Raw genomic sequence first — 22,901 nt, forward strand, 5'->3', positions numbered from 1 at the left:
GAGGCGGAATGGGGGAAGCGGTGATCTTCTTGGGGCCGCCGGGGGCGGGCAAGGGCACCCAGGCAGCCAGGCTTGCGGCGGAGCTGGGCTTTAAGAAGCTCTCCACCGGGGACATCCTGCGGGACCACGTGGCCCGGGGCACCCCCTTGGGCCAGCAGGTGAAGCCCATCATGGACCGGGGGGACCTGGTGCCGGATGACCTGATCCTGGCCTTGATCCGGGAGGAGCTTGCCGAGCGGGTGATCTTTGACGGCTTTCCCCGGACCTTGCCCCAGGCGGAGGCCCTGGACCGCCTCCTGAAAGAGACGGGCACCCGGCTTCTTGGGGTGGTGCTGGTGGAGGTGCCCGAGGGGGAGCTGGTCCGGCGCATGCTCAAGCGGGCGGAGCTGGAGGGCCGCTCCGACGACAACGAAGAGACCATAAGGCGCCGCCTCGAGGTCTACCGGGAGAAAACCGAGCCCCTCATCCAGTATTATGAGAAGACGGGCGCCCTGAAGCGGGTGGACGGCCTGGGCACGCCCGATGAGGTCTACGCCCGCATCCGGGCCGCCTTGGGAATCTGATGGCCATCAAGCTGAAAAGCCCCTGGGAGATTGAGCGCATGCGGGAGGCGGGCGCCCTCCTCACCGAGGTGGTGGAGGAGGTGGCCCGCCACGTGGAGCCGGGGATCACCACCAAGGAGCTGGACCGGATCGCCCACGCCGCCATCCTGAAGCGCAAGGCCAAGCCGGCCTTCCTCGGGCTCTACGGGTTTCCCGCCACCCTTTGCACCTCGGTGAACGAGGTGGTGGTCCACGGCATCCCCTCGGACAAGCCTCTCCGGGAGGGGGATATCCTCTCCGTGGACGTGGGCCTCTTCTACGGGGGCTTCGCCGCCGACATGGCCCGCACCTTTCCCGTGGGGAAGGTTTCCCCCGAGGCACAAAGGCTCATCCAAGACACGGAGGCCGCCTTCTGGGAGGGGATGAAGTACCTCAGGCCCGGCTTCCGCATCGGGGACGTGGCCCACGCGGTGCAGACCTTCTTGGAAAGCCGGGGCTACGGGGTGGTGCGGGAGTTCGTGGGCCACGGGGTGGGCCGGGAAATCCACGAAGACCCCCAGCTCCCCAACTTCGGCAAGCCGGGCACGGGGCCCAAAATCCGCCCCGGCATGACCTTGGCCCTCGAGCCCATGGTCACCTTGCGCCCGGCGCCTGTGGTAATATTGGAAGATGGCTGGACGGCGAGCGCCGGCCAAGGCAACCTCGCCGCCCACTACGAGAACACCGTCTTGGTGACGGAGGAGGGCCCGGAGCTCCTCACCGGGGTTCCCCTGGTGCGGGCGCGGTAGGAGGGGTATGGCGAAGGAGAAGGACACCATTCGGGCGGAAGGCGTGATCACCGAGGCTTTGCCCAACGCCACCTTTCGGGTAAAGCTGGACTCGGGACCGGAGATCCTGGCCTATATCTCCGGCAAGATGCGCATGCACTACATCCGCATCCTGCCGGGGGACCGGGTGGTGGTGGAGATAACCCCCTACGACCCCACGCGGGGCCGCATCGTCTATAGAAAGTAGGAGGCGCGATGAAGGTACGGGCGTCGGTCAAGAAGATGTGCGAGAAGTGCAAGGTGGTGCGCCGGCACGGGCGGGTCTACGTGATCTGCGAAAACCCCAAGCACAAGCAACGGCAAGGTTAGGTAAGGAGGCAACGTGGCGAGGATTGCAGGCGTAGAGATTCCCAGGAACAAGCGGGTGGACGTGGCCCTCACCTACATCTACGGCATCGGGCCGGCCCGGGCCAAGGAGGCGTTGGAGAAGACGGGCATCAACCCCGCCACCCGGGTCAAGGACCTCACCGAGGCCGAGGTGGTGCGCCTCCGCGAGTACGTGGAGAACACCTGGAAGCTGGAAGGCGAGCTCCGGGCGGAGGTGGCCGCCAACATCAAGCGGCTCATGGACATCGGGTGCTACCGGGGGCTCAGGCACCGCCGGGGCCTGCCCGTGCGCGGCCAGCGCACCCGCACCAACGCCCGCACCCGCAAAGGACCCCGCAAGACCGTGGCGGGCAAGAAGAAGGCTCCGAGGAAGTAATCCTAGGGCCAGCGGATACTCCGGTAGAGGGAGAGTATGGCCAAGAAAACCACCAAGAAAAAGGTCAAGCGACAGGTCGCCAGCGGGAAGGCGTACATCCACGCCTCCTACAACAACACCATCGTCACCATCACCGACCCGGACGGCAACCCCATCACCTGGTCCTCGGGCGGGGTCATCGGCTACAAGGGGAGCCGCAAGGGCACCCCTTACGCCGCCCAGCTCGCGGCCATGGACGCCGCCAAGAAGGCCATGGCCTACGGCATGCAGAGCGTGGACGTGATCGTGCGGGGCACCGGGGCGGGCCGGGAGCAGGCCATCCGCGCCCTCCAGGCTTCGGGCCTCCAGGTGAAGTCCATCGTGGACGACACCCCCGTGCCCCACAACGGCTGCCGGCCCAAGAAGAAGTTCCGCAAGGCCTCTTAGGGAGTGAGAGAAGATGGGTCGTTACATTGGACCAGTTTGCCGTCTTTGCCGCCGGGAAGGAGTCAAGCTTTACCTCAAGGGGGAGCGGTGCTACAGCCCCAAGTGCGCCATGGAGCGCCGGCCCTATCCCCCGGGCCAGCACGGGCAGAAGCGGGCCCGCCGCCCTTCCGACTACGCGGTGCGCCTGCGGGAGAAGCAGAAGCTTCGCCGCATCTACGGGATCTCGGAAACCCAGTTCCGCAACCTCTTTGAAGAGGCGAGCCGGAAGAAGGGGGTCACGGGTACCGTCTTCCTGGGGCTTCTGGAGTCCCGGCTGGACAATGTGGTCTACCGCCTGGGCTTCGCCGCAAGCCGGCGCCAGGCCCGCCAGATGGTGCGCCACGGCCACATCACCGTGAACGGGCGCCGGGTGGACCTGCCCGCCTACCGGGTGAAGCCGGGGGACGAGATCGCCATCGCCGAGGGGAGCAGGAACCTGGCCTTCATCCGGGAGAACCTCGAGGCCATGAAGGGCCGCAAGGTGGGTCCTTGGCTTTCCCTGGACGTGGAGAACATGAAGGGCAAGTTCCTCAGGCTCCCCGACCGGGAGGATCTGGCCCTGCCGGTGAACGAGCAGCTGGTGATCGAGTTCTACTCCAGGTGAGGTTTTGGGGCCCGGGCGGACCGGGCCCCCATTGCCCCTTTAGAGGAGGCCTATGTTAGAGAGCAAGCTGAAAGCCCCGGTCTTCACGGTGCGAACCCAGGGGCGGGAGTACGGGGAGTTCGTCTTGGAGCCCCTGGAGCGGGGGTTTGGCGTCACCCTGGGCAACCCCTTGCGGCGCATCCTCCTTTCCTCCATCCCCGGGACCGCGGTCACCAGCGTCTACATTGAGGACGTCCTGCACGAGTTCTCCACCATCCCCGGAGTGAAGGAGGACGTGGTGGAGATTGTTCTGAACCTGAAGGAGCTGGTGGTCCGCTTCTTGGACCCCAAGATGCAGACCACCACCCTGGTCCTGCGGGCGGAAGGCCCCAAGGTGGTCACCGCCCGGGACTTCACCCCTTCTAGCGACGTGGAGATCCTGAACCCCGACCTCCCCATCGCCACCCTCGAGGCGGGGGGGAAGCTCTACATGGAGGTCCGGGTGGACCGCGGGGTGGGGTACGTGCCGGCGGAGCGCCACGGCATCAAGGACCGCATCAACGCCATCCCCGTGGACGCCATCTTTTCCCCGGTGCGCCGGGTGGCCTTCCAGGTGGAGGACACCCGCTTGGGCCAGCGCACGGATTTGGACAAGCTCACCCTGCGCATCTGGACCGACGGCTCCGTCACCCCCCTGGAGGCCTTGAACCAGGCGGTGGAGATTCTGAAGGAGCACCTTTCCTACTTCGCCAACCCCCAGGCCACCGCCTTGCCCACCCCGGAACCCGTGGCCGAGCGGGTGGAGAAGGAGGAGGACCTGGACCTGCCCCTGGAGGAGCTCGGGCTTTCCACCCGGGTTTTGCACAGCCTCAAGGAGGAGGGGATTGAGTCGGTGCGGGCCCTTTTGGCCCTCAACCTCAAGGACCTCCGCAACATCCCCGGCATCGGGGAAAGAAGCCTGGAGGAGATCCGCGAGGCCCTGGCCAAGCGGGGCTTCGCCTTGAAGGAGTGAGACCATGCGCCACCTAAAGTCTGGAAGGAAGCTAAACCGCCACTCTTCCCACCGCCTGGCCCTTTACCGCAACCAGGCCAAAAGCCTCCTGACCCACGGCCGCATCACCACCACCGTGCCCAAGGCCAAGGAGATCACCGGCTTCGTGGACCACCTGATCCACTTGGCCAAGCGGGGGGACCTGCACGCCCGCCGCCTGGTGCTCCGGGACCTGCAGGACGTGAAGCTGGTGCGAAAGCTCTTTGACGAGATCGCCCCCAAGTACCAAAACCGCCCCGGGGGGTACACCCGGGTCCTCAAGCTGGCGGAGCGCCGCCGGGGGGACGGGGCGCCCTTGGCCCTGGTGGAGCTGGTGGAGTAGGGCGAACGGGAAGGCGTGGGGGGCGGCCACGCCCCCTAGCTTTTTTCTTCCCCTTTGGGGGAAAGGAGCCTCAAAAGCTGGTCCTCCAGCTCGCCAATGTAGGCGGCCAAGGTGTTCCCGTGCTTCTCCAGGGTTTCGGCGATGCGGGCCTCGAGGGCCCGGATCTCCTCCTTTTCCGCCTCCTTCAAGCGGGCGAACTCCGCCTCCAGGTAGCGCCTGAGCTCCGTGTAGCGGCTTTGCTCGGCGTCTTCCGCAAGCTTCTTGTACTGGAGGACCTCCCGGGCGTAGCGGCGCACCTCCAAGAGGGCGGCCGTTTCCAGGCCGATGGTGAAGAGGAGGTAAAGGAGGGAAACCACCCCCAGGGCCACCACGAGGACGAGGCCCAAGGGGGCCTCCACCCGGGTGAGGCCCAAGGACAAGGGGGCGGGCCGGGTGATCTCCCCCCAGTTGAGCCAGGCGAAAAGGGCGAGGAGGAGAAGGAAAAAGAGGGCGAAGAGGGTACGCGCGCTCATAAGACCTCCATGAAGCACCTGGGGGGATTATACTCCCTTGCCATGGGCTACCTCTTTTTGCTCCTCGCCGCCTTCTTGTGGGGCCTTATTGGCCCGGTGAGCCGCCTGGCCTTCCAGGAAGGGCTTTCCCCCCTCTTGGTGGCCTTCTTCCGCGCGGGGATCGCCTGGGCCTTCTTCGCCCTCCACGCCGCGCTTTTGCGCCAGGTCAGGGTGGCGCCGCGGGACCTACCCGTCCTCCTCCTCTTCGGTTTGGTGGGGGTTTCCCTCTTCTACGGGTCCTACCAGCTGGCGGTGGGGTACGGGGGGGCGGCGTTGGCCTCGGTCCTCCTCTACACCGCCCCCGCCTGGGTGGCCCTCCTTTCCTCCTTGGTCCTCAAGGAGCCCTTGGACCGGGTGGGGGCCTTGGCCGTGGTCCTCACCCTCCTCGGGGTGGGGCTCATGGGCCTGGGCGGGGGGAGCGAGGTGCGGGCCGGGCCTTTGGCCCTTTTCTTCGGCCTCCTTTCCGGCTTCACCTACGCCCTTTACTACATCTTCGGCAAGCTCTACCTGCCCCGCTACGCCACCCCCACCCTTTTCCTTTACGCCCTGCCCGTGGGGGCGTTGGGGCTTCTGCCCTTCGTGGACTTCGTTCCCCTAAGCCCCAAGGCCCTTCTCGCCCTCCTTTTCCTCGGGGGCTTCTCCACCTATGGGGCCTACCTGGCCTACTACGCCGGGCTCAAGCGCCTTCCCGCCACCCGGGCCAGCGTGGTGGCCACCCTCGAGCCCGTGGTGGCCAACTTCTTTGCCTTCTTCCTCTTTAGAGAGGTCCTTTCCCCCTTGGGCTACCTGGGGGCGCTTCTGGTCCTCTTGGCGGTCCTCCTTTCGGTGCGGCGGTAGACTCTTGCCATGAAGCGCTTCCAAGCCCTGGCGCTCTTCCTGAGCCTGGCCCTGGCCCAGGCCCACGACCCGCAAGACCCCGCCCAGTTTTCCCGCCTCCCCGAGGGGTATTCCGTCCGCTTCCAGGCCCCGGCGGAGGAGGTGCGGGAGGCTTGGGTGGTCCAGGGAGGGCGGACCTTTCCCATGGGGCGCCAACTGGTCTTTGGGGGCCAGGAGGTGTGGCGGGGGCTCATCCCGGAGGCCGCCCCCTATACCTTGCGGGTGCGGGGCAGGGCGGGGGAGAAGGTCCTGGGCCCCTTCACCCCGCCCAAGGCTCCCTTCGCCGCCTTGGCCTGGGTGGGGCGAAAGGGGGGCTACCAGGTGTTCCCCGACCGCTTCCAAAACGGCGACCCGGGCAACGACGCCCTGGCCCTGGAGGACGACGAGTACCGCTACAACCTGCTCTGGCAGAGCCGCGGCGGGCCCTTGCCCCACCTCTCCGCCTGGCGGGACCCGCCCAGCCCCTTGCACTGCTGCCACCAGTACTACGGGGGCGACCTGAAGGGCCTGTGGGAGCGGCTTCCCCACCTGGCGGAGCTCGGGGTGGGGCTTCTTTACCTGAACCCCATCTTCCGCTCGGGAAGCGCCCACGGGTACGACACCCACGACTACCTCCAGGTGGCCCCCCGCCTGGGGGACGAGGCCCTGTTGCGCCAGGTTTTGGACCGGGCCCACGCCTTGGGCATCCGGGTCCTCTTTGACTTCGTGCCCAACCACACGGGCCTGGGCTTTTTCGCCTTTCAGGACGTGGTGAGGCGGGGCCCCGCTTCGCCGTACTGGAACTGGTACTTCGTGCGCCGCTACCCCTTCACCCCGGGGGACGCCTCCGCCTACGAGGCCTGGTGGGGGGTGGGGAGCCTGCCCAAGCTGAACACCGGCAACCCCGAGGTGCGGGCCTACCTCCTGGGGGTGGCGGAGCGCTGGGTGCGCTTCGGCTTTGACGGGGTGCGGGTGGACGCGCCCGAGGACCTCCTCGAGGCCCCAGCCTTCTTCCGCGAGCTCAAGCGCCGCCTGCGGGCCGTGAACCCGGAGGCCTACCTGGTGGGGGAGATCTGGCGCCGGGCCCCGGGCTGGGTGGGAGACGCCTTTGACAGCCTGATGAACTACGCCATCGGCCGGGACATCGTCCTGCGCTACGCCCAAGGGCTCCACCCCGCCCTTTTCGGCGGGCCCAGGGCCCTTAGCCTCCTTGCGGAAACCTACGCCCTTTACCCGGAGGCGGCCGCCGCCATGGGCTTTAACCTCATCAGCTCCCACGACACCTCCCGCCTCCTTTCCGACCTGGGGGGAAGCGCCCCGAAGGCCCGCCTCGCCTGGGCTCTCCTCTTCGCCTTGCCCGGGACACCCATGGTGTGGCAGGGGGAGGAGTGCGGTCTTTTGGGGGAGAAGGAGCCTTTGGACCTCCAGCGCCGCCCCATCCCCTGGGAGGCTTGCAACCAGGATTTTCGCGCCTACCTCCAAGGGCTTTACCGCCTGAAGGCCCAAGAGCCCGCGCTAAGGGGGAGCTCCTTCGCCACCTATTTGGCGGAGGGGGGCCTCCTTTCCTTCTTCCGGGGGGGAGGGGAGGAGAGCCTCCTTTTGGCCTTCAACAACCAAAGCGCCCCCGCCACTTTGCCCCTGCCCCAGGGGAGCTGGCGCGACCTCCTCACGGGGGAGGTCTTCCAGGGGCAGGCGGAGGTGCCGGGGCTTGGAGTCCGCTACTTCAAGAGGGCTTCCAGGTAAGGCCGCCAGTCCTCGGGGATCTCCCGCATCTCCGCCAAAAAAAGGGGCGCCTTGGGCGCCCGGGGGGGCTTCAAGAGGCGCATGCCCGCTTCCTCCGGGGTGCGGTCCCCCTTCTTGAGGTTGCAGCTGCGGCAAGCGGCCACCAGGTTTTCCCAGGTGCGCTGGCCCCCGCGGCTTTTGGGCACCACGTGGTCCACGGTGAGGTCGCTCCCCTGGCGGCCGCAGTACTGGCAGGTGTACCGGTCCCGCCGGAGGACGTTGCGGCGGTTTAGGGGGACGCGGCTTACGCCCCGGCGCACCATGCGCTTCAGGCGGATGACGCTGGGCACGGGGATGCGGGTGGAGGGGGTGTGGAGGTGGCGCCCGCTTTCGGAAACCATCTCCGCCCCCCCGGAAAGCACCAGGAGGACGCTCCGCTTGATGCTGGCTAGGCCCAAGACCTCGTAGGCGGCGTTGAGGACCAAGACCTTGGGGGCGTCCAGGTCCAAGGGCCTCGAGGGGGGTGCCTCCACGTCTTCTAGGATAGCAAAGCGGGTTTGCTTTCCTTGGGCGTGTGCTATGCTTAGGGCAAAGACGGGTTTGGAGGCCCTTATGATGAGACGCGTTCCCAAAGCCCTGCCGCTCCTGCTGGGGTTGGGCCTGGCCCTGGCCCAGCCTTCCTTGGAGGAGGCCGAGGCCCTTTTGCGCGCTGGAGAGTACGGCAAAGCCGCGCTGGCCTACGAGGAGATCCTGGCCCAGGACTATGGCCGCCTCGAGGCCCACCTGGGCCTGGGGGTGGCCCTGGCCAAGTCGGGCCGCTTGGAGGAGGCCCGCTTCGCCTTCTTGCAGATGACCCAGGTCTTCCCCGACCGCTACGAGGGGTACTACAACCTGGGCCAGGTCTACCTGCGCCTGGCCAAGCCCAAGGAGGCGGCGGAGGCTTTTTCCAAGGCAGTGGAGCTAAACCCCACGGAGGAGGCCTACCTGGGCCTCGCCAGTGCTTTGAGCCAAGCCGGCCAAGCCCAGGAAGCGGCGCAGGCCCTCAAGCGGGGCCTCACCCCCGAGCGCACCCCCGCCTACCGCCTGGCCTTGGCCCAGGCCCTCTACGCCGCTCAGGCCTGGGTGGAGGCCGTGCCCGTGCTCTATGGCCTTGTGAACCGGGAGCCCGGCCTGGCGGAGGCCTGGGACCTTTTGGCCCGCATCCTGGCGGAGGAGGGGCTAAAGGAAAGGGCCTTGCGGGAGCTGGACCGGGGGCTAAAGGCGGTGGAGGGTAAGGAGCGGGCCAAGCTCCTCCTGCGCAAGGCCCTCCTTTCCCCCACCCCGGAGCCCCTCTTGCGCGAGGCCTACGCCCTGGACCCCAGCCTTTGGCAGGCGGCTTACCTCCTTGGGCAAAGGCGCTTGGAGGCGGGCGACGCCCGGGGAGCTTTGGGCTTCCTCCAGGCGGCGTACCGGGTGAGCCCCGAGCCCGAGGTGGCCCTGGCCTTGGCCGCGGCCTATTTGCGCCTGGGGGACGCCCAGAACGCTTACCGCTACGCCGAGGAGGCGGGGCCCCCGGGGACCTTCCTCAAGGCCCAGGCGGCGGTGGCCTTGGGGCGAAAGGCGGAGGCTTTGCGCCTTTTGGAGGGGTTATCCGCGCCCGAGGCCCAGGCCCTGAGGGGGGCGTTGCTCTTGGAGGCGGGCCGGGCCGAGGAGGCGGTGGCCCTCCTCCGGCCCCTTTACGAGGCGGGCCGCAACCCCGAGGTGGGGGTGAACCTGGCGGCGGGGCTTTTGGCCCTGGGGCGGTTGGGGGAGGCGGAGCTGGTCCTTCGGGAGGTGCTGGAGCGGGCGCCTCGGCAGGCCGCCGCCTGGTATAACCTGGGCCTCGCCCTCCGGGGCCTTGGCCGGCAGCAGGAGGCGGAAAGGGCCCTGCGGCAGGCGGCGAGCCTTGGTTCCAAGGAGGCCCAGGCCCTCTTGCGGAGGTAGGATGCGCTGGCTTAAGGAGAACTGGCTGGACCTTTTCATCTTCCTCCTCATCGCCTTGGTGGCGGCGGGAATCGTCTTATACCTCACGGGCATCAACCCCTTTTCCCGTCCCGCCTCCCAGGCGGTGGCCCCGTCCCCCGCGCCAAGCCCCTCCGCGGCCCCCACCCCGCCTCCTTCCCCAACGCCTCCCTCCACCCCCGCTGAGCCCGTGGTCACCGTGATCCCCCTGCCCAAGGCCCCCGAGGCCCCGGCCGCACCCCAGGCCACACCGAAGGCCACCCGGGGCCGGGAGGAAGGGGCCAAGCCTGCTCCTTCCCCGGCGCCCACCCCCACCGCAAGCGGAGCCTACCGGGTGGTGGTGGGGGCTTTCGCCAACCCGGAAAACGCCCTTAGGTTAGAACGGGAGCTGAAGGCCAAAGGATACCTGGCCCGCCTCGAGGCCGCGGGCAACCTCACCCGGGTGGTGGTGGGCCCCTACGCCACGGAGGGGGAGGCGGCCCGGGTAGCCCGGGCCCTGGCCTCCTACGGGGCCCAGGTTTACCGGGGCCAGGGGGCGGCGCCTCCCGAGGGCCAGGTGTATTTGCAGGTGGGGGCGTTTCAAAAGGAGGAAAACGCCTTGGCCTTGGCGGGGAAGCTCAAGGAGGTGGGCTTGCCGGTGGTCTTGGTCAAAAACGGCGTGTACCGGGTGCGGGTAGGCCCGGTGGCGGAAGGGGAGAAAGAGGCGGTGAAGGCCAAGGTGGAGGCCCTGGGCCTTACGGCGTTGGAGGTGCAATGAAGGTTCCGAGCGCCGCCATCATCCGCCTGGTCACCTATTTGCGCATCCTGGAGGAGCTGGAGGCCAAGGGGGTGCACCGCACGAGCTCGGAGCAACTGGCCGAACTGGCCCAGGTTACCGCCTTCCAGGTGCGCAAGGACCTTTCCTACTTCGGCTCCTACGGCACCCGGGGCGTGGGGTACACGGTGCCCGTCTTAAAGCGGGGGCTCCGGCACATCCTGGGCCTGAACCGCCGCTGGGGGCTTTGCATCGTGGGTATGGGCCGTTTGGGCAGCGCCTTGGCCGACTACCCGGGCTTTGGGGAAAGCTTTGAGCTCCGGGGTTTCTTTGACGTGGATCCGGAGAAGGTGGGCCGCCCCGTGGGCAAAGGGGTGGTGGAACACATTGACCGCCTTCCCGAGAGGGTGCCGGGGCGCATAGAGATCGCCCTCCTCACCGTGCCCCGGGAGGCCGCCCAGGAGGCGGCGGACCGCCTGGTGGCGGCCGGGATCAAGGGCATCCTCAATTTTGCTCCCGCCGTCCTCGAGGTGCCCAAGGAGGTGGCGGTGGAGAACGTGGATTTTCTCGCTGGCCTTTCGCGGCTGACCTTCTCTATACTGAACCCTAAGTGGAGAGAGGAGATGATGGGATGAAGGGGAAGTGGTTGTTGGTTGGGTTATCGGGTGTGTTGGCTTTGCTCGTCTCGGGTTGTAGCAACTTTTTTGCAGGAGGGGTCATCTTTGGCGGTCCCACGGTCTTGGTGTCGCGGGAAAACTTCTCCTTCTCCACGGAAACGGACCAGAACGACAACACCACCTACACATATCGCTACGATATCGTTCTTTACGCTTTGCCCGGCTCTGGGGCGGGAAGCGTGGTTCTCCTGGACGCCCAGGACAATCCCTTGGACGCTCCCTTCCTGATCCCCCAGGCTTGCCCGCCTTCCAGTGCGGACCCTTGTGGCCCCTACACCCGCACTTACGAGAAAAAAGCTGCTACCCCCCTTTCGCCGGTGCAGGCGGTGAAGTACCGCACCACCTCCGCCAACGGCCAGTCCAAGGTGGTGCCCCTGCCCGCACCCATAGCGCTCTACTAGCCCTATACTGGGGGGCGTGACGGTCCACGAGGCCCTCGAGGCCCCCCTCCTTCGCTTTGAGGAAGCCCTTTCCGAGCTGGTGCAGTCCGAGGTCCTCTTCATCCGCCTCATCCACCAGGACCTGGTGACCGCCGGGGGCAAGCGGATCCGCCCCCGGCTCGTCTTTTTGGCCTCCAGGGCCTTGGGCGGGGCGCCCTTTGAGCTGGAGCTGGCCTTGGCCGTGGAGCTCCTCCACTCCGCCACCCTTCTCCACGACGACCTCATTGACGATGCCCAAATGCGCCGGGGCAAGGAGGCGGCCTTCCGCCGCTACGGAAACGCCGTTTCCGTGCTCTCCGGGGACTTTCTCCTGTCCCGGCTCCTCTACGTCATCGCCCAAACGGGGCGCATGGAGCTGGTGGAGCGCTTCGCCGAGGTGGCCAAAACCCTTTCCGAGGGAGAGGTTTTGCAGTTCCAGGTGGCGGCCTTGGAGGACTATTCCCTGGAAAACTACGAGCGCATTATCACCGCCAAGACCGCCGCCCTCATGGCCCTCTGCACCGAGGGACCCGCCCTTTTGCGGGGGGAAGGGGAGGAGGTGCGGGAGGCTTTGCGCCGCTTCGGCCTCCTCTACGGCCAGGCCTTCCAGATGCGGGACGACTACCTGGACCTCATGGGGACGCCCGAGGCCTTAGGCAAGCCCGTGGGCGGTGACGTGCGGGAGGGGAAGGCCACCCTCATCACCCTCCTCCTTATGGAGCGCTTTCCCGAGGCGCGGGAAATCCTGAAGCGCAAGGGGCGGGAAGAGGGGGACCTGGAGCGCCTTCGGGCCTGGGCCTGGGAAAGCGGGGTGGCGGCGGAGGTGGAAGGCCAAATCCGCGCCCGGGCGGAGGAGGCGGCGAGGGCCCTTACGCCCCTGCCGGATAGCCCCTACAAGGAGGCCCTGAAGGCGCTTGCCCTCAAGGAGGCAAAGCGGCTTTCCTAGCGGGCGGTTTGCCCCCAAGGGGCGGGGTATAATCCCCCCAGGTGATGCTATGAGCCTGCCCGCCTACCGTCCTCCCGAGGACCCTGGCCTTTGGGAGGCCTTCCTAGAGCGGCTAGAAAAGACCCTGAAGGTGGCCGCCGTTCACCCCACCACCTTGGAGTACCTGGCCCACCCCAAGCGCCTGGTCACGGTCTCCTTGCCCGTGGTGATGGACGACGGCAAGGTGCGGGTCTTCCAGGGCTACCGGGTGGTGCACGACATTGCCCGGGGGCCCGCCAAGGGTGGGGTGCGCCTCCACCCCAAGGTGAGCCTGGGCCAGACCGCGGGCCTTGCCGCCTGGATGACCCTGAAGGCGGCGGTGTATGATCTTCCCTTCGGTGGGGCGGCGGGCGGGGTGGCGGTGGACCCCAAGCTCCTTTCCCGGAGGGAGTTGGAACGTTTGGTGCGCCGGTATACCGCCGAGCTGGTCACCCTCATCGGCCCGGACATGGACATCCTGGGCCCCGACGTGGGGACGGACCAACAGGTGATGGCCTGGATCATGGACACCTACTCCATGACCGTGGGCTCCACCGTGCCCGGGGTGGTGACGGGAAAGCCCCACGCCCTTGGGGGCACCGAAGGGAGGGACGACGCCGCCGGGCTGGGCGTGGCCCTGGTCCTGGCGGAGCTGGCCAAAAGGCGGGGCCTGCCCCTAAAGGGGGCGAAGGTGGCGGTCCAGGGCTTCGGCCAGGTGGGGGGGAGCTTCGCTCTCCACGCCGAGCGCTTGGGCCTGAAGGTGGTGGCGGTTTCCACGAGCCGGGGGGCGCTTTACCGGGAAGAGGGGCTTGCGGTGGCTGAGCTTTTGGCCCACCACGAGGCCACGGGGGAGCTTCCCGCGTACAACCTGGCCCCGGAGGAACTCTTTGGCCTTCCCGTGGACTACCTGGTCCTGGCTGCTCTGGAAGGGGCCTTGGATGGGGAGGGGGCTAAGGGGGTAAAGGCCCCGGTGGTGTTGGAGGCGGCCAACTTCGGCCTCACCGCCGAGGCCGAGGCCTACCTCCTGGGCAAGGGGGTCTTGGTGGTGCCCGACCTCCTCACCGGGGGTGGGGGGCTTCTGGCGAGCTACCTGGAGTGGGTGCAGGACCTCAACATGTTCTTCTGGAGCGCGGAGGAAGTGCAGGCGAGCTTCGCCAAGAGCGTGGCCAGGGCGGTGGCGGAGGTGTGCGCCAAGGCTGAGGGGCTTTCCCTGGACCTCCGCACCGGGGCCTTGGTCTTGGCGTTGGAGCGGTTGAACGAGGCCACACGGCTTCGCGGCGTGTACCCCTAAAGAAGAGGCGGCTATGAAGAGCGAACCCCTTTCCTACCTGGGCAAAGACGGCGGCCCTTGGGAGATTTTTACCGAGCAGGTGGACCGGGTGGTCCCCTACCTGGGGCGCTACGCCCCCCTGGCGGAGAGCCTAAAGCGGCCCAAGCGGGTCTTGATCGTGGACGTGCCCATCCACTTGGACGACGGCACCGTGGCCCACTTTGAGGGCTACCGCGTCCACCACAACACCGCCCGGGGGCCGGCCAAGGGCGGGGTGCGTTACCACCCCGAGGTCACCCTCTCCGAGGTCATGGCCCTGGCGGCCTGGATGACCATCAAGAACGCCGCCGTGGGCCTGCCCTACGGCGGGGGCAAGGGGGGGATCCGGGTGGACCCCAAGAGGCTTTCCTCCCACGAGCTGGAGCGCTTAACCCGCCGCTACACCTCGGAAATCGGCATCCTCCTGGGGCCTGACCGGGATATCCCGGCCCCCGACGTGAACACCGGGGAGCGGGAGATGGCCTGGATGATGGACACCTTCTCCATGAACGTGGGCCGCACCGCACCCGGGGTGGTGACGGGGAAGCCCATCGCCCTGGGGGGCTCCCTGGGGCGGCGGGACGCCACGGGCCGGGGGGTCTTCGTCACCGCGGCGGCGGCGGCGGAGAAGATCGGGCTTCCCATTGAGGGAAGCCGGGTCACCTTGCAGGGCTTTGGCAACGTGGGGAACGCCGCCGCCCGCATCTTCCACGACCACGGGGCCCGGATCATCGCCGTGCAGGACCACACGGGCACCATCTACAACGAGGCGGGGATTGACCCCTACGACCTCCTCCGCCACGTGGGGGAGTACGGGGGGGTGCGGGGCTACCCCAAGGCGGAGCCTTTGCCCAACCCCGAGTTTTGGGCGGTGCCCACGGACTTCCTCATCCCCGCCGCCTTGGAGAAGCAGATCACGGAGCAGAACGCTTGGCGCATCCAGGCCAAGATCATCGCCGAGGGGGCCAACGGCCCCACCACCCCGGCCGCGGACGACATCCTGCAGGAGAAGGGGGTGCTGGTGGTGCCGGACGTGATCGCCAACGCCGGCGGGGTCACGGTGAGCTACTTTGAGTGGGTGCAGGACTTCAACTCCTACTTCTGGACGGAGGAGGAGATCAACCATAGGCTGGAGCGGGTCTTGAGGAACGCCTTTGAGGCGGTGTGGCAGGTGAGCCAGGAGAAGAAGATCCCCCTGCGCACCGCCGCTTACGTGGTGGCCGCCACCCGGGTCCTCGAGGCCCGCGCCCTAAGGGGGCTTTACCCCTAGGGGTCTTGCGCTAGGCTATCCCTTGTGGACTGGCCCCGCTATGGCCGCGTGACGCTGAAGCCCTTTAGCGCGGGGCTGAGCGAGGCGGAGTGGAAGGGCCTCTACGAGACCTTCCGCGACCCCGAGGTGGCGGAGTGGAACGGCTCTAGCCCCTTGCGCTCCCCCTTTTGGCTCTTTAGGCGCTTTGTCCAAGCGGAAACACGGCGGAAGGACCGCCTGGCCTTCGCCATCTTGGACGAGGAGGGGGGGTATTTGGGTACGCTTGAGCTTTACGACCTCACCCCGGAGGAGGCCACCTTGGGCATCCTCATCGGCAAAAAGGAGCGCTGGGGCCAAGGCTACGGCACGGAGGCGGTGCGGGCGGCCTTGGCCTACGCCTTTAGGGAGCTAGGCCTTAAGCGGGTGAAGCTCCGCACCTTCGCCCACAACCACCGGGCCCGGCGGGCCTTTCAGAAGGCGGGCTTCCGCGAGGTGGGCTTAGTCCCTGGGCCCCAAGGCAAGGAAGACGTGTACATGGAGGTGCGCCGTGAGGATTTTGGCCCCGAGGCTTAGGCAAGAGGTCTTCGCCCTCCTGCCCGAGGGGGTGGAGGTGCGCTTTTTGGACGAGCCCTGGCCCAAGACGGCGGATTTCTTCCTCCCCCCCTTCCGCCAGGAGGAGGTGGTGCGGAAGGTGCTGGCGGAGGTGGAGGTGAAGGTGGTGCAAACCCTCTCCGCCGGGGTGGACTGGATCCTTCCCCTGGTGCCGCAAGGGGTGGTGCTTTGCGACGGCTCCGGCATCCACGACGCGCCCGTGGCGGAGTGGGTGGTGATGGCCCTCCTCGCCCTCCTCAAGGACCTACCGGGTTTCCTCGAGGCGCAAAAGGAAAGGCGCTGGGCCCCCAAGCGGCTTTTGGGCCTAGAGGGGAAGACGGTTCTTCTCTTGGGCTACGGGGCCATCGGCCGGGCGGTGGCGGAAAGGCTTAAGCCCTTTGGGGTGGAGCTTCTTCCCGTAGCCCGCCACGCCCGCCCCGGGGTCTACACCCCCAAGGACCTCCCCCACCTCCTGCCCCAGGCGGACGCCGTGGTCCTCCTCCTTCCCCTAACCCCAGAAACCCAAAGGATGGTGGACCGGGACTTCCTCGCCCAAATGAAGCCGGGGGCTTTTTTGGTGAACGCTGGAAGGGGGGCTTTGGTGGACACGGAGGCGCTCCTTGAGGCTTTAGAGGCGGGAAGGGTGCGGGCCTTTCTGGACGTCACCGAGCCCGAGCCCTTGCCGGAGGACCATCCCCTCTGGCGGGCCAAGGGGGTGGTCATCACCCCCCACGTGGCGGGGCTTTCCGAGGGGTTTCATCGGCGGGCGGCCCGCTTTTTGGCGGAGCAGGTGGGGCGGTACCTCCGGGGGGAGCCCCTTTGGAACGTGGTGCGGGAGGGGTATTAGGATGCTATCCTGGAGAAGGATGAGGAGCGTTGCCCTACCTGAGGACGTGGCCGAGGCTTTGGAGCGCTTCCGCCGTGCCAGGGGACGGGGTTGGCGCAAGGCGCTTATGGACCTTCTTACGCAGGAAGAACGGAAGGCCTTGGCCCAGTTGGTGTGGGAGCTCAGGGCTACGGCTGCGTCCCAGGGGCTTACCGAAGAGGAAGTGGCCCGCCGCCTGGAAGGGTGAGGGTGGTCTTGGACACCAATGTTTTGGTGGCGGCTCTCCTCACCCAAGGAGTGGCGGCCCGCGTGGTGGACCTTTGGTTGGAGGGTCGCTACATCCTCCTCACCGCTGAGGTCCAGTTACGGGAGCTAAGGCGGGTGCTGCGGGATAAGTTTCCCGAGCTACCCCGGGCCAAGGTGGGTAGACTCGTCAACCTGCTGCGTCGCCAGGCGGAAGTGGTGGCCCGCTCCAAGCCGCCAGGCCTTTCCCCGGACCCCGATGACGACCTTCTCTTAGGCATCGCTTTGGCGGGACGAGCGGACTGCTTAGTGACCGGGGACAAGGCCCACCTCCTTTCCCTCAAGGTCCCTGGCCTGCGGGTTCTTCCAGTGAGGTCCTTTTTGCAGGAGGTGGGCTAATGGAGGTTGTTCTACACGGCGATCTGCGCCGCTACGGCGAGCGCCTGCAGGTGGAGGCCAGAACCCCGAAGGAGGCCCTGGAGAAGCTGGGCGTCCCCTTGGACGAGGTGTGGCTTCTGGCGGTGGGGGACAGGGTGGTGGGCCTCGAGGAGGAGGTGGAGGGCCCCTTGGAGGTTTACCCCCCCATCGCCGGGGGATGGTATACTTGAGGTCCTGCCCTAAGGAGGCAGGGGGCGCAGGAAGGGGGGAGCCGCCCAACGCCCACCCCGCGTAGAAAGGAGAAGCATGGAGAAGAAGGAACTCCTCTCTACGCCCGTGGTCCCCATTGACATCAAGGCCTTTGACGCCGGGCCCATCCTCGAGGCCATGGGCAAGACCGCCTTCCAGGCCAGGAACCTCCACAGGGCGGCGGAGATCTACCTCAGGATGCTGGAAGACGACGCCGCCGTCATCCTCACCCTGGCGGGGAGCCTGGTTTCCGCTGGCCAAGGGCTCATCATCCACGACCTGATCCGAAAGGGCCTGGTGGACGCCATCGTGGCCACCGGGGCCAACATCGTGGACCAGGACTTCTTTGAGGCCCTGGGCCACCGCCACTACCAGGGGGACCCCAAGGCCGACGACGAGGCCCTGCGCCGCCTTTGGATTGACCGCATCTACGACACCTACATTGACGAGGAAGAGCTCCGGCACACCGACTACACCATCGCCGAGATCGCCGATGGCTTGGAGCCCCGCCCCTACTCTAGCCGGGAGTTCATCTGGCACATGGGCCGCTACCTGGCGGAAAGGGGCCTGGGGGAAACGAGCATCGTCCGGGCGGCCTATGAGGAGGGGGTGCCCATCTTCGTCCCCGCCTTCTCCGACTCCTCCGCCGGCTTCGGCCTGGTCTACCACCAGGTGAAAAACCCCAAGGCCCACGTGACCATTGACTCGGTGGCGGACTTCCGCGAGCTCACGGAGATCAAGCTAAAGGCGGGCACCACGGGGCTCGTGATGCTGGGGGGCGGGGTGCCCAAGAACTTCGCCCAGGACATCGTGGTGGCGGCGGAGGTCCTGGGGCACCAGGTGGAGATGCACAAGTACGCCATCCAGATCACCGTGGCGGACGAGCGGGACGGGGGGCTCTCCGGCTCCACGCTTTCCGAGGCGCAAAGCTGGGGCAAGGTGGACGCCGCCCTTTCCCAGATGGTCTTCGCCGAGGCCACCTTGGCCTTCCCCCTCCTCGCCTCCTACGTCTACCACCGGGCCCCCATGCGGGCCAAGCGCCGCTACGCCGACCTCTTCCGCCAGGAGGTGCCCGCTTAGGGTCCCGGGGTCTTGGGGGGGCGGCTTTACCGCCCCCCTCCCTTTTTGGTACACTCCCGGCAAATGCCCGATGAGCTAAGGCTCTACCTAAAGGAGCGTTTCGGCGTTCAGGGGCCTGTTTCCCCGGGGCGCTTTGAAGCGGAGCTGGCCAAGCGCATGGGAAGCCCCGCCCGCCGGGAGCCCCTGCTCAAGGCCTGGCGCGCCTATCTGGCCGGGGGGGGCAGGGAAGCGGTGCGAAGTTTTTACCGGGAGGTGCTCAAGGTCCCCAAGGGGGAGGCCCTGGTCTACGGGATGCACCTTCCCTTCCTGGAGTTTTACGCCAAGGAGGTGCCTTCCCGGGTGGAGGGGCGGGTCTTGGAGGTGGGGGCGTTTACCGGGGCCTTGGTGGGCTACCTGCAAAGGAAGCGGCCCGAGCTTTCCTGGCACGCCCTGGACGGGGTGGAGGAGGCCGTGGACCTGGGGCGGAAGCGGGTGCCCGAGGTGGCGTGGCACCTGGGGTGGGCCGAGGAGGTGGACCTCCCCCCCTTTGACACCCTTTTGCTCCTTTCCGTCTTCCCGGAAGGGCAGGTGGACCAGGAGCTGGAAAGCCGCCTGGAGCCCGAGGCCTTTTGGAAGCGCTTCGCCTTCTTTGAGCGCCTGCCCCTCTTCGCCCGGCTCCTGAAGCCTGGGGGGCTTTTGGTCTACGGCCACGGGCCCTTTTTGGGCAAAAGCCTCGAGGGGGTGGAGGAGGGCCTGAGGCGGCTTGGGTTCCAGGAGGTGGCGCGGGTGGGGGAGGGGGAGTACTTTCTGGTGCTGGCCAGGAGGCCCGAGGCCTTGGCCGAGGTTTCGGCGGAGGAGGCCCTTTGGGAAGCGCCCGCCTTGGAGCCGGTGGCGGTTTTGGCGGAAGGGCCGGACCTGGCCCGGGTGCGGGCGCTTTTGGAGGCGGGGCAGTACGCCGAGGTGCTTTCCCTCCTGCCCGAGGGGGTGGAAGGGGAGGCGGCCCTCCTGCGGGGCAAGGCCCTTTTCGCCCTTTCCCGTTTCGCCGAGGCGGAGGAGGCCTTGCGGCGGGCCCTTTCCGAGGAAGCGGAGGACCTTAGGGCCTTGGTCCTGGTGGAGCTTGGGGAGTACGCCCGGGCCCAGGGGCGCCTCGAGGCCCTGGCGGGGCGGGGCGGGCGGTACCGCTTGGCCCTGGGGCGGGTCTACCTGGCCCAGGGGCGGTACGCCGACGCCCTAAGGCAGTTCGTGGAATCGGGCCTGCCCGAGGCGGAGCTTTACGTGCGGGAGGCCCTGGAGCGCATCACCGAGCGCATGCGCCGCTACGCCAAGGAGGGGGAGTGGGCGGAGGTGAGCCGCCGGGCGGAGTTCGTGGAGGACCTTTCCCCGAGCCTCCTCACCCGGGAGATGCTCCGCCTCGGCCTGAAGGCGGCCCTTCTGCAGGGGCTCTTCGCCCGGGCGGAGCGCTACGCCCGGCGGCTTGCCGACCTGGACGAGGCGGAGGGGTTTTTGGGCCTGGCCTTGGCCGCCTTGCGCCTGCGCACCCCCTTGGACCACAAGGGGGAGGACCTCAAAGGGGTGGAGCCCTACCTCACCGAGGCCTTGGCCCGGGCGGAGATCCCGGAGGCCCTCTTGCTCCTCGGGGTTTTGCGGGAGCGGGAAGGGCGCTACCGGGAAGCCCTTCACCTCCTGGAGCGGGCGGCCCGGCACGGGGAAGGGGAGGTGGCGGGGCTCGCCTACCACCACCTGGCGGAGGTGAAGCGGGCCTTAAGGCGCCCCCTTAGGGAGGTGCTGGGGGACCACAAGCGGGCCCACGCCCTGAGGGCCTACCCCGCCCCTTACCTCTTCCGCCTGGCCCAGGAGGCCCTGGCGGGGGGAGAGGAGGTCTTGGCCCGGGAGCTCCTCTCCCGGGCCCGGGACGCCGGGCTCGCCGAGGTGGCGGAGGAGGACCTAAGGGGGCTCCTTTCCCTTTTGGAGCGGCTAGAAGGCCCCTGGGCCGCCTTCCACGTCCTCTACCAGGCCCTAGGCCGCACCCCCGAGCCCCCCCTGGAGCTTCTGGCCTTGGCCTACCGCCTTTCCCGCTCCTTCCGGGAAAGCCCGGAGGCGGAGGCGGTGCGGGGGCGGTACCTGGCGGCCCTCTACGCCTCGGGGCGGGTGGGGGAGGCGGAGGCCTTGTTAAAGGCGGAGCTTGGGCAAAACCCCCAGGCCCTGGAGGTCCTCTTTGACCTGGCGGAGCACCAGGAGGCCCAGGGGAACTGGCGCCAGGCGGCGGAGTACTGGCAGAAGGCCCTGGAGGTGGCCCTTTACCGGGAGAAGGACCTGGAACTGGCCCGGGAGCTTCTCAGGAACCTCCTCTTCCTTAGGCCCCACGACGAAAGCCTCCTCCTCTACCTGGAGGAGCTAAGGGCGGTGGCCCGGGGCCTCGAGGCCTTGGGGGAGGAGGCCAAGCCCCTGCCCGAAAGTCCGGGGGAGCTAGTGGAAGAGGCCCTGCCCCGCTTCCACGGGGAGCACCTTTTGGTGGTGGGGGGGCACACGCAACTCCGGAGCCGCCTGGTGCCCTTCCTGGAGGGCCGGGGGCTCAAGGTGGACTGGTTTGACGCGGATAGCGCCGGGGTGGGGAAGGAGGCCCTAAAGCGCATCCTGAACCGGCTGGAGCGGGCCCACGGCCTCATGATCGTTTCCAGTTACGTGGGCCACGACCTTTCCGAGCCGGTGCGCCAGGAGGCCGAGCGCCTGGGCATCCCGGTCCACATCATCCCCGGGCGGGCCCGGGGGGCCACGGGTTTCCTCCGGGCCCTAAAGGGCTTCGCCCCCGAGCTCTTCAAGCGGGCCCTCAAGGGGGTACAGTAAGGGGCATGGAGGCTTTAAAGCTCGGCTACTCCCCCTGCCCCAACGACACCTTCATCTTCTACGCCTTGGTGCACGGCGAGGTGGCGAGCCCCGTGCCCGTGGAGGCGGTCTTGGAGGATGTGGAAACCCTAAACCGCTTTGCCCTAGAGGGAAGGCTTCCCCTCACCAAGCTCTCCTACGCCGCCTACGGCCGGGTGCGGGACCGGTACGTGGCCCTAAGGAGCGGGGGGGCCTTGGGCCGGGGGGTGGGGCCCCTTTTGGTGGCCAAGAGGCCCCTAAAGCGCCTGGAAGGGGCGCGGGTGGCCATCCCCGGGCGGAACACCACCGCCTTTTTGCTCCTCTCCCTTTATGCCGAGGGCTTCCACCCGGTGGAGGTGCGCTACGACCGGATCATGCCCTTGGTGGCCCGAGGCGAGGTGGAGGCGGGGCTCATCATCCACGAAAGCCGCTTCACCTACCCCCAGTACGGCCTGGTGAAGCTTTTGGACCTGGGGGAGTGGTGGGAAGGGGAGACGGGCCTGCCCCTGCCCCTCGGGGCCATCCTGGCCCGGCGGGACCTGGGGGAGGACCTCATAAAGGCCCTGGACGAGGCGGTGCGGCGGAGCCTAGAGTACGCCTTCGCCCACCCCGAGAGGACGCTTCCCTACCTCAAGGCCCACGCCCAGGAGCTCTCCGAAGAGGTCATCTGGGCCCACGTGCGCACCTACGTGAACCCCTTTAGCCTGGACGTGGGCGAGGAGGGGGAGAAGGCGGTGGAAAAGCTCTTCGCTCTGGCGGAGGCCAAAGGGCTTATGCCGTCCTCCTCCTTACCCCTTTTTCGGTAGACTCGGGGCATGTTCCAGGAACTTCCCCTCGAGGCCCGGCGGGAACTGGCCCGCATCTTCCTGCCCCTTAGGGTGCGGCGGGGGGCCACCCTGTACGCCCTGGGGGACGGGGTGGATGGGGTCTACCTGGTGCGGGAAGGGCTTCTTTGGCTGGAGGGCCCCCGCTCGGCCACGGGCGAGGCGGCGAGCCTGGGGGTGGTGGGGCCGGGGGGGCTTTTGGGGGAGGAGGCCTTGGTGGGGGAGAGGCGGCGCACCGCCGGGGCCACGGCCCTCACCTACGCCGAGCTCCTCTTCGCCAAGGCCGAGGAGCTTTCGGCCCTAAGGCGCTTCCCGGAGGTGGAGGCCTTTTTCCTCAAGGCCCTCTACAGGAGGCTCAAGGCTGCCGAGGAGGCCCTCTGGGCCGCCCGCCACCTCTCCGTGGCCCAGCGCCTGGCCCGCCTCCTCTTGGATCTGGCCCAGGAGGGGGAGGTGGCCCTTTCCCACCAGGACCTGGCCCACATGGTGGGGGCCACCCGGGAAACGGTGACCAAGCTCCTGGGGGAGTGGGCCCTGAAGGGCCTGGTGGACCTGGGCTACCGCCGGGTGGAGCTTCAGGACAAGGAAGCCCTTGCCCGCTTGGCCGAGGCGCTATAGGCTTTAAAGCTATGGAAGCCGCCCTTTTGGCCCGCCTCCTGGGCCTGCCCCAGGGGGAGGAGGCCCTTAAGGCGCGCCTTGGGCGGGCGGCCCACCCGGGGCTTGCCCAAGCCCTAGGGGCTTACCTGAAACGCCTGGGGGCACCCCCAGAAGCCTTGGCCGCCTTGGCGGGGCTTGCCCGGGGAGCGGTGGTCACGGGGCAGCAGGCGGGGCTTTTGGGGGGGCCTTCCCTCACCTTTTACAAGGCCCACGCCGCCCTTTCCCTGGCGGGGGGGTAGGGG

Annotated in this window: 29 protein-coding genes and 1 pseudogene; 28 read left to right on the top strand and 2 right to left on the bottom strand. The window is 67.8% G+C overall.

Annotated elements, in window-relative coordinates:
- The first annotated feature begins 8 nt into the window (after nucleotides 1-8).
- The 9 genes from QT17_RS06700 to rplQ are packed head-to-tail and all read left to right on the top strand — an operon-like array spanning nucleotide 9 to nucleotide 4,493.
- A complete protein-coding gene (locus QT17_RS06700) occupies nucleotides 9-563 on the top strand; it encodes an adenylate kinase (protein WP_039458142.1) in 555 nt (184 codons plus the stop codon).
- Nucleotides 563-1,330 (top strand): type I methionyl aminopeptidase, encoded by a 768-nt coding sequence (gene map / locus QT17_RS06705; RefSeq protein WP_039458145.1) that lies wholly within the window; start codon nucleotides 563-565, stop codon nucleotides 1,328-1,330. The genes QT17_RS06700 and map overlap by 1 nt, the downstream gene beginning before the upstream one ends.
- Before the next feature lie 7 nt (nucleotides 1,331-1,337).
- Nucleotides 1,338-1,556, top strand: coding sequence for a translation initiation factor IF-1 (infA, locus tag QT17_RS06710; RefSeq protein WP_016328575.1), 219 nt, complete (start codon nucleotides 1,338-1,340; stop codon nucleotides 1,554-1,556).
- Between the two features lie 8 nt (nucleotides 1,557-1,564).
- Nucleotides 1,565-1,678, top strand: a complete 114-nt coding sequence (gene rpmJ / locus QT17_RS06715) for a 50S ribosomal protein L36 (protein WP_014514895.1) — start codon at nucleotides 1,565-1,567, stop codon at nucleotides 1,676-1,678.
- Nucleotides 1,679-1,691: 13 nt separating this feature from the next.
- Nucleotides 1,692-2,072 carry a 30S ribosomal protein S13 gene (gene rpsM, locus QT17_RS06720; RefSeq protein ID WP_039458154.1) on the top strand — a complete coding sequence of 127 codons (381 nt, stop codon included), beginning with the start codon at nucleotides 1,692-1,694 and terminating at the stop codon, nucleotides 2,070-2,072.
- 36 nt (nucleotides 2,073-2,108) lie between these two features.
- On the top strand, nucleotides 2,109-2,498 hold the full coding sequence (rpsK, locus tag QT17_RS06725) for a 30S ribosomal protein S11 (RefSeq protein WP_039458156.1): 390 nt from the start codon (nucleotides 2,109-2,111) through the stop codon (nucleotides 2,496-2,498).
- 13 nt (nucleotides 2,499-2,511) lie between these two features.
- Nucleotides 2,512-3,141 (top strand): 30S ribosomal protein S4, encoded by a 630-nt coding sequence (gene rpsD, locus QT17_RS06730; protein WP_039458158.1) that lies wholly within the window; start codon nucleotides 2,512-2,514, stop codon nucleotides 3,139-3,141.
- Nucleotides 3,142-3,193: 52 nt separating this feature from the next.
- A complete protein-coding gene (locus tag QT17_RS06735) occupies nucleotides 3,194-4,132 on the top strand; it encodes a DNA-directed RNA polymerase subunit alpha (protein ID WP_039458161.1) in 939 nt (312 codons plus the stop codon).
- Nucleotides 4,133-4,136: 4 nt separating this feature from the next.
- Complete coding sequence (gene rplQ, locus QT17_RS06740) at nucleotides 4,137-4,493, top strand: 50S ribosomal protein L17 (RefSeq protein ID WP_039458163.1); 357 nt, start codon at nucleotides 4,137-4,139, stop codon at nucleotides 4,491-4,493.
- Between the two features lie 35 nt (nucleotides 4,494-4,528).
- On the opposite strand, the gene QT17_RS06745 is transcribed toward rplQ, so the two are convergent.
- Complete coding sequence (locus tag QT17_RS06745; RefSeq protein WP_039458165.1) at nucleotides 4,529-5,005, bottom strand: hypothetical protein; 477 nt, start codon at nucleotides 5,003-5,005, stop codon at nucleotides 4,529-4,531.
- A gap of 42 nt (nucleotides 5,006-5,047) precedes the next feature.
- On the opposite strand from QT17_RS06745, the gene QT17_RS06750 reads away from it, so the two are divergent.
- Nucleotides 5,048-5,881, top strand: a complete 834-nt coding sequence (locus QT17_RS06750; RefSeq protein ID WP_039458371.1) for a DMT family transporter — start codon at nucleotides 5,048-5,050, stop codon at nucleotides 5,879-5,881.
- A 9-nt stretch (nucleotides 5,882-5,890) separates the two neighbouring features.
- Nucleotides 5,891-7,642: an alpha-amylase family glycosyl hydrolase gene (locus QT17_RS06755; protein WP_052155182.1), complete on the top strand. Its 1,752-nt coding sequence runs from the start codon at nucleotides 5,891-5,893 to the stop codon at nucleotides 7,640-7,642.
- Here QT17_RS06755 and QT17_RS06760 read toward each other — a convergent pair.
- Nucleotides 7,618-8,130, bottom strand: coding sequence for an HNH endonuclease (locus tag QT17_RS06760; RefSeq protein WP_039458167.1), 513 nt, complete (start codon nucleotides 8,128-8,130; stop codon nucleotides 7,618-7,620). The genes QT17_RS06755 and QT17_RS06760 overlap by 25 nt on opposite strands.
- A gap of 103 nt (nucleotides 8,131-8,233) precedes the next feature.
- Here QT17_RS06760 and QT17_RS06765 point away from each other — a divergent pair, with 103 nt between their 5' ends.
- The 17 genes and pseudogenes from QT17_RS06765 (at nucleotide 8,234) to bshC (ending at nucleotide 22,898) form a co-directional block, all read left to right on the top strand.
- Nucleotides 8,234-9,583: a tetratricopeptide repeat protein gene (locus QT17_RS06765; RefSeq protein WP_039458169.1), complete on the top strand. Its 1,350-nt coding sequence runs from the start codon at nucleotides 8,234-8,236 to the stop codon at nucleotides 9,581-9,583.
- Between the two features lies 1 nt (nucleotide 9,584).
- Nucleotides 9,585-10,358: an SPOR domain-containing protein gene (locus QT17_RS06770; RefSeq protein WP_039458172.1), complete on the top strand. Its 774-nt coding sequence runs from the start codon at nucleotides 9,585-9,587 to the stop codon at nucleotides 10,356-10,358.
- Nucleotides 10,355-10,990 (top strand): redox-sensing transcriptional repressor Rex, encoded by a 636-nt coding sequence (locus QT17_RS06775; RefSeq protein ID WP_039458174.1) that lies wholly within the window; start codon nucleotides 10,355-10,357, stop codon nucleotides 10,988-10,990. The genes QT17_RS06770 and QT17_RS06775 overlap by 4 nt, the downstream gene beginning before the upstream one ends.
- A 32-nt stretch (nucleotides 10,991-11,022) precedes the next feature.
- Nucleotides 11,023-11,433 carry a hypothetical protein gene (locus QT17_RS06780; protein ID WP_235283823.1) on the top strand — a complete coding sequence of 137 codons (411 nt, stop codon included), beginning with the start codon at nucleotides 11,023-11,025 and terminating at the stop codon, nucleotides 11,431-11,433.
- Between the two features lie 16 nt (nucleotides 11,434-11,449).
- Complete coding sequence (locus tag QT17_RS06785; protein WP_039458180.1) at nucleotides 11,450-12,397, top strand: polyprenyl synthetase family protein; 948 nt, start codon at nucleotides 11,450-11,452, stop codon at nucleotides 12,395-12,397.
- A 49-nt stretch (nucleotides 12,398-12,446) separates the two neighbouring features.
- The gene (locus tag QT17_RS06790; RefSeq protein ID WP_039458183.1) at nucleotides 12,447-13,706 is read left to right on the top strand and encodes a Glu/Leu/Phe/Val dehydrogenase; all 1,260 of its coding nucleotides are present in this window, start codon (nucleotides 12,447-12,449) and stop codon (nucleotides 13,704-13,706) included.
- Nucleotides 13,707-13,719: 13 nt separating this feature from the next.
- Complete coding sequence (locus tag QT17_RS06795) at nucleotides 13,720-14,994, top strand: Glu/Leu/Phe/Val dehydrogenase (RefSeq protein ID WP_039458186.1); 1,275 nt, start codon at nucleotides 13,720-13,722, stop codon at nucleotides 14,992-14,994.
- Between the two features lie 24 nt (nucleotides 14,995-15,018).
- Nucleotides 15,019-15,546 carry a GNAT family N-acetyltransferase gene (locus QT17_RS06800; protein WP_039458189.1) on the top strand — a complete coding sequence of 176 codons (528 nt, stop codon included), beginning with the start codon at nucleotides 15,019-15,021 and terminating at the stop codon, nucleotides 15,544-15,546.
- The gene (locus tag QT17_RS06805; protein ID WP_039458192.1) at nucleotides 15,521-16,411 is read left to right on the top strand and encodes a 2-hydroxyacid dehydrogenase; all 891 of its coding nucleotides are present in this window, start codon (nucleotides 15,521-15,523) and stop codon (nucleotides 16,409-16,411) included. The genes QT17_RS06800 and QT17_RS06805 overlap by 26 nt, the downstream gene beginning before the upstream one ends.
- A 19-nt stretch (nucleotides 16,412-16,430) precedes the next feature.
- Nucleotides 16,431-16,637: a hypothetical protein gene (locus tag QT17_RS06810; protein ID WP_039458194.1), complete on the top strand. Its 207-nt coding sequence runs from the start codon at nucleotides 16,431-16,433 to the stop codon at nucleotides 16,635-16,637.
- Nucleotides 16,634-17,032, top strand: coding sequence for a putative toxin-antitoxin system toxin component, PIN family (locus QT17_RS06815; protein ID WP_039458197.1), 399 nt, complete (start codon nucleotides 16,634-16,636; stop codon nucleotides 17,030-17,032). Before QT17_RS06810 ends, QT17_RS06815 begins: the two co-directional genes overlap by 4 nt.
- Nucleotides 17,032-17,254, top strand: a pseudogene (locus QT17_RS06820) (hypothetical protein). The gene QT17_RS06815 and the pseudogene QT17_RS06820 overlap by 1 nt, the downstream one beginning before the upstream one ends.
- Before the next feature lie 63 nt (nucleotides 17,255-17,317).
- Nucleotides 17,318-18,340, top strand: coding sequence for a deoxyhypusine synthase (locus QT17_RS06825; protein WP_039458201.1), 1,023 nt, complete (start codon nucleotides 17,318-17,320; stop codon nucleotides 18,338-18,340).
- A gap of 63 nt (nucleotides 18,341-18,403) precedes the next feature.
- Entirely contained in the window at nucleotides 18,404-21,163 is a 2,760-nt protein-coding gene (locus tag QT17_RS06830; RefSeq protein WP_039458373.1) for a DUF2325 domain-containing protein, read from the top strand.
- Nucleotides 21,164-21,168: 5 nt separating this feature from the next.
- Nucleotides 21,169-21,987: a menaquinone biosynthesis family protein gene (locus QT17_RS06835; RefSeq protein ID WP_039458203.1), complete on the top strand. Its 819-nt coding sequence runs from the start codon at nucleotides 21,169-21,171 to the stop codon at nucleotides 21,985-21,987.
- 9 nt (nucleotides 21,988-21,996) lie between these two features.
- Nucleotides 21,997-22,620 (top strand): Crp/Fnr family transcriptional regulator, encoded by a 624-nt coding sequence (locus QT17_RS06840; protein ID WP_039458205.1) that lies wholly within the window; start codon nucleotides 21,997-21,999, stop codon nucleotides 22,618-22,620.
- Between the two features lie 11 nt (nucleotides 22,621-22,631).
- Nucleotides 22,632-22,898, top strand: coding sequence for a bacillithiol biosynthesis BshC (bshC, locus tag QT17_RS14990; protein ID WP_369792370.1), 267 nt, complete (start codon nucleotides 22,632-22,634; stop codon nucleotides 22,896-22,898).
- Nucleotides 22,899-22,901: the final 3 nt, after the last annotated feature.

The organism is Thermus sp. 2.9 (assembly GCF_000794385.1).
GTDB classification, from domain to species: domain Bacteria; phylum Deinococcota; class Deinococci; order Deinococcales; family Thermaceae; genus Thermus; species Thermus thalpophilus.

Excerpts from the sequence above, each read along its gene's own strand:
- QT17_RS06700 (WP_039458142.1), top strand. The coding sequence starts at position 9 with ATGGGGGAAGCGGTGATCTTCTTGGGGCCGCCGGGGGCGGGCAAGGGC.
- map (WP_039458145.1), top strand. The coding sequence starts at position 563 with ATGGCCATCAAGCTGAAAAGCCCCTGGGAGATTGAGCGCATGCGGGAG.
- infA (WP_016328575.1), top strand. The coding sequence starts at position 1,338 with ATGGCGAAGGAGAAGGACACCATTCGGGCGGAAGGCGTGATCACCGAG.
- rpmJ (WP_014514895.1), top strand. The coding sequence starts at position 1,565 with ATGAAGGTACGGGCGTCGGTCAAGAAGATGTGCGAGAAGTGCAAGGTG.
- rpsK (WP_039458156.1), top strand. The coding sequence starts at position 2,109 with ATGGCCAAGAAAACCACCAAGAAAAAGGTCAAGCGACAGGTCGCCAGC.
- rpsD (WP_039458158.1), top strand. The coding sequence starts at position 2,512 with ATGGGTCGTTACATTGGACCAGTTTGCCGTCTTTGCCGCCGGGAAGGA.
- QT17_RS06735 (WP_039458161.1), top strand. The coding sequence starts at position 3,194 with ATGTTAGAGAGCAAGCTGAAAGCCCCGGTCTTCACGGTGCGAACCCAG.
- rplQ (WP_039458163.1), top strand. The coding sequence starts at position 4,137 with ATGCGCCACCTAAAGTCTGGAAGGAAGCTAAACCGCCACTCTTCCCAC.
- QT17_RS06745 (WP_039458165.1), bottom strand. The coding sequence starts at position 5,005 with ATGAGCGCGCGTACCCTCTTCGCCCTCTTTTTCCTTCTCCTCCTCGCC.
- QT17_RS06750 (WP_039458371.1), top strand. The coding sequence starts at position 5,048 with ATGGGCTACCTCTTTTTGCTCCTCGCCGCCTTCTTGTGGGGCCTTATT.
- QT17_RS06755 (WP_052155182.1), top strand. The coding sequence starts at position 5,891 with ATGAAGCGCTTCCAAGCCCTGGCGCTCTTCCTGAGCCTGGCCCTGGCC.
- QT17_RS06765 (WP_039458169.1), top strand. The coding sequence starts at position 8,234 with ATGATGAGACGCGTTCCCAAAGCCCTGCCGCTCCTGCTGGGGTTGGGC.
- QT17_RS06770 (WP_039458172.1), top strand. The coding sequence starts at position 9,585 with ATGCGCTGGCTTAAGGAGAACTGGCTGGACCTTTTCATCTTCCTCCTC.
- QT17_RS06775 (WP_039458174.1), top strand. The coding sequence starts at position 10,355 with ATGAAGGTTCCGAGCGCCGCCATCATCCGCCTGGTCACCTATTTGCGC.
- QT17_RS06790 (WP_039458183.1), top strand. The coding sequence starts at position 12,447 with ATGAGCCTGCCCGCCTACCGTCCTCCCGAGGACCCTGGCCTTTGGGAG.
- QT17_RS06795 (WP_039458186.1), top strand. The coding sequence starts at position 13,720 with ATGAAGAGCGAACCCCTTTCCTACCTGGGCAAAGACGGCGGCCCTTGG.
- QT17_RS06810 (WP_039458194.1), top strand. The coding sequence starts at position 16,431 with ATGAGGAGCGTTGCCCTACCTGAGGACGTGGCCGAGGCTTTGGAGCGC.
- QT17_RS06825 (WP_039458201.1), top strand. The coding sequence starts at position 17,318 with ATGGAGAAGAAGGAACTCCTCTCTACGCCCGTGGTCCCCATTGACATC.
- QT17_RS06830 (WP_039458373.1), top strand. The coding sequence starts at position 18,404 with ATGCCCGATGAGCTAAGGCTCTACCTAAAGGAGCGTTTCGGCGTTCAG.
- QT17_RS06835 (WP_039458203.1), top strand. The coding sequence starts at position 21,169 with ATGGAGGCTTTAAAGCTCGGCTACTCCCCCTGCCCCAACGACACCTTC.
- QT17_RS06840 (WP_039458205.1), top strand. The coding sequence starts at position 21,997 with ATGTTCCAGGAACTTCCCCTCGAGGCCCGGCGGGAACTGGCCCGCATC.
- bshC (WP_369792370.1), top strand. The coding sequence starts at position 22,632 with ATGGAAGCCGCCCTTTTGGCCCGCCTCCTGGGCCTGCCCCAGGGGGAG.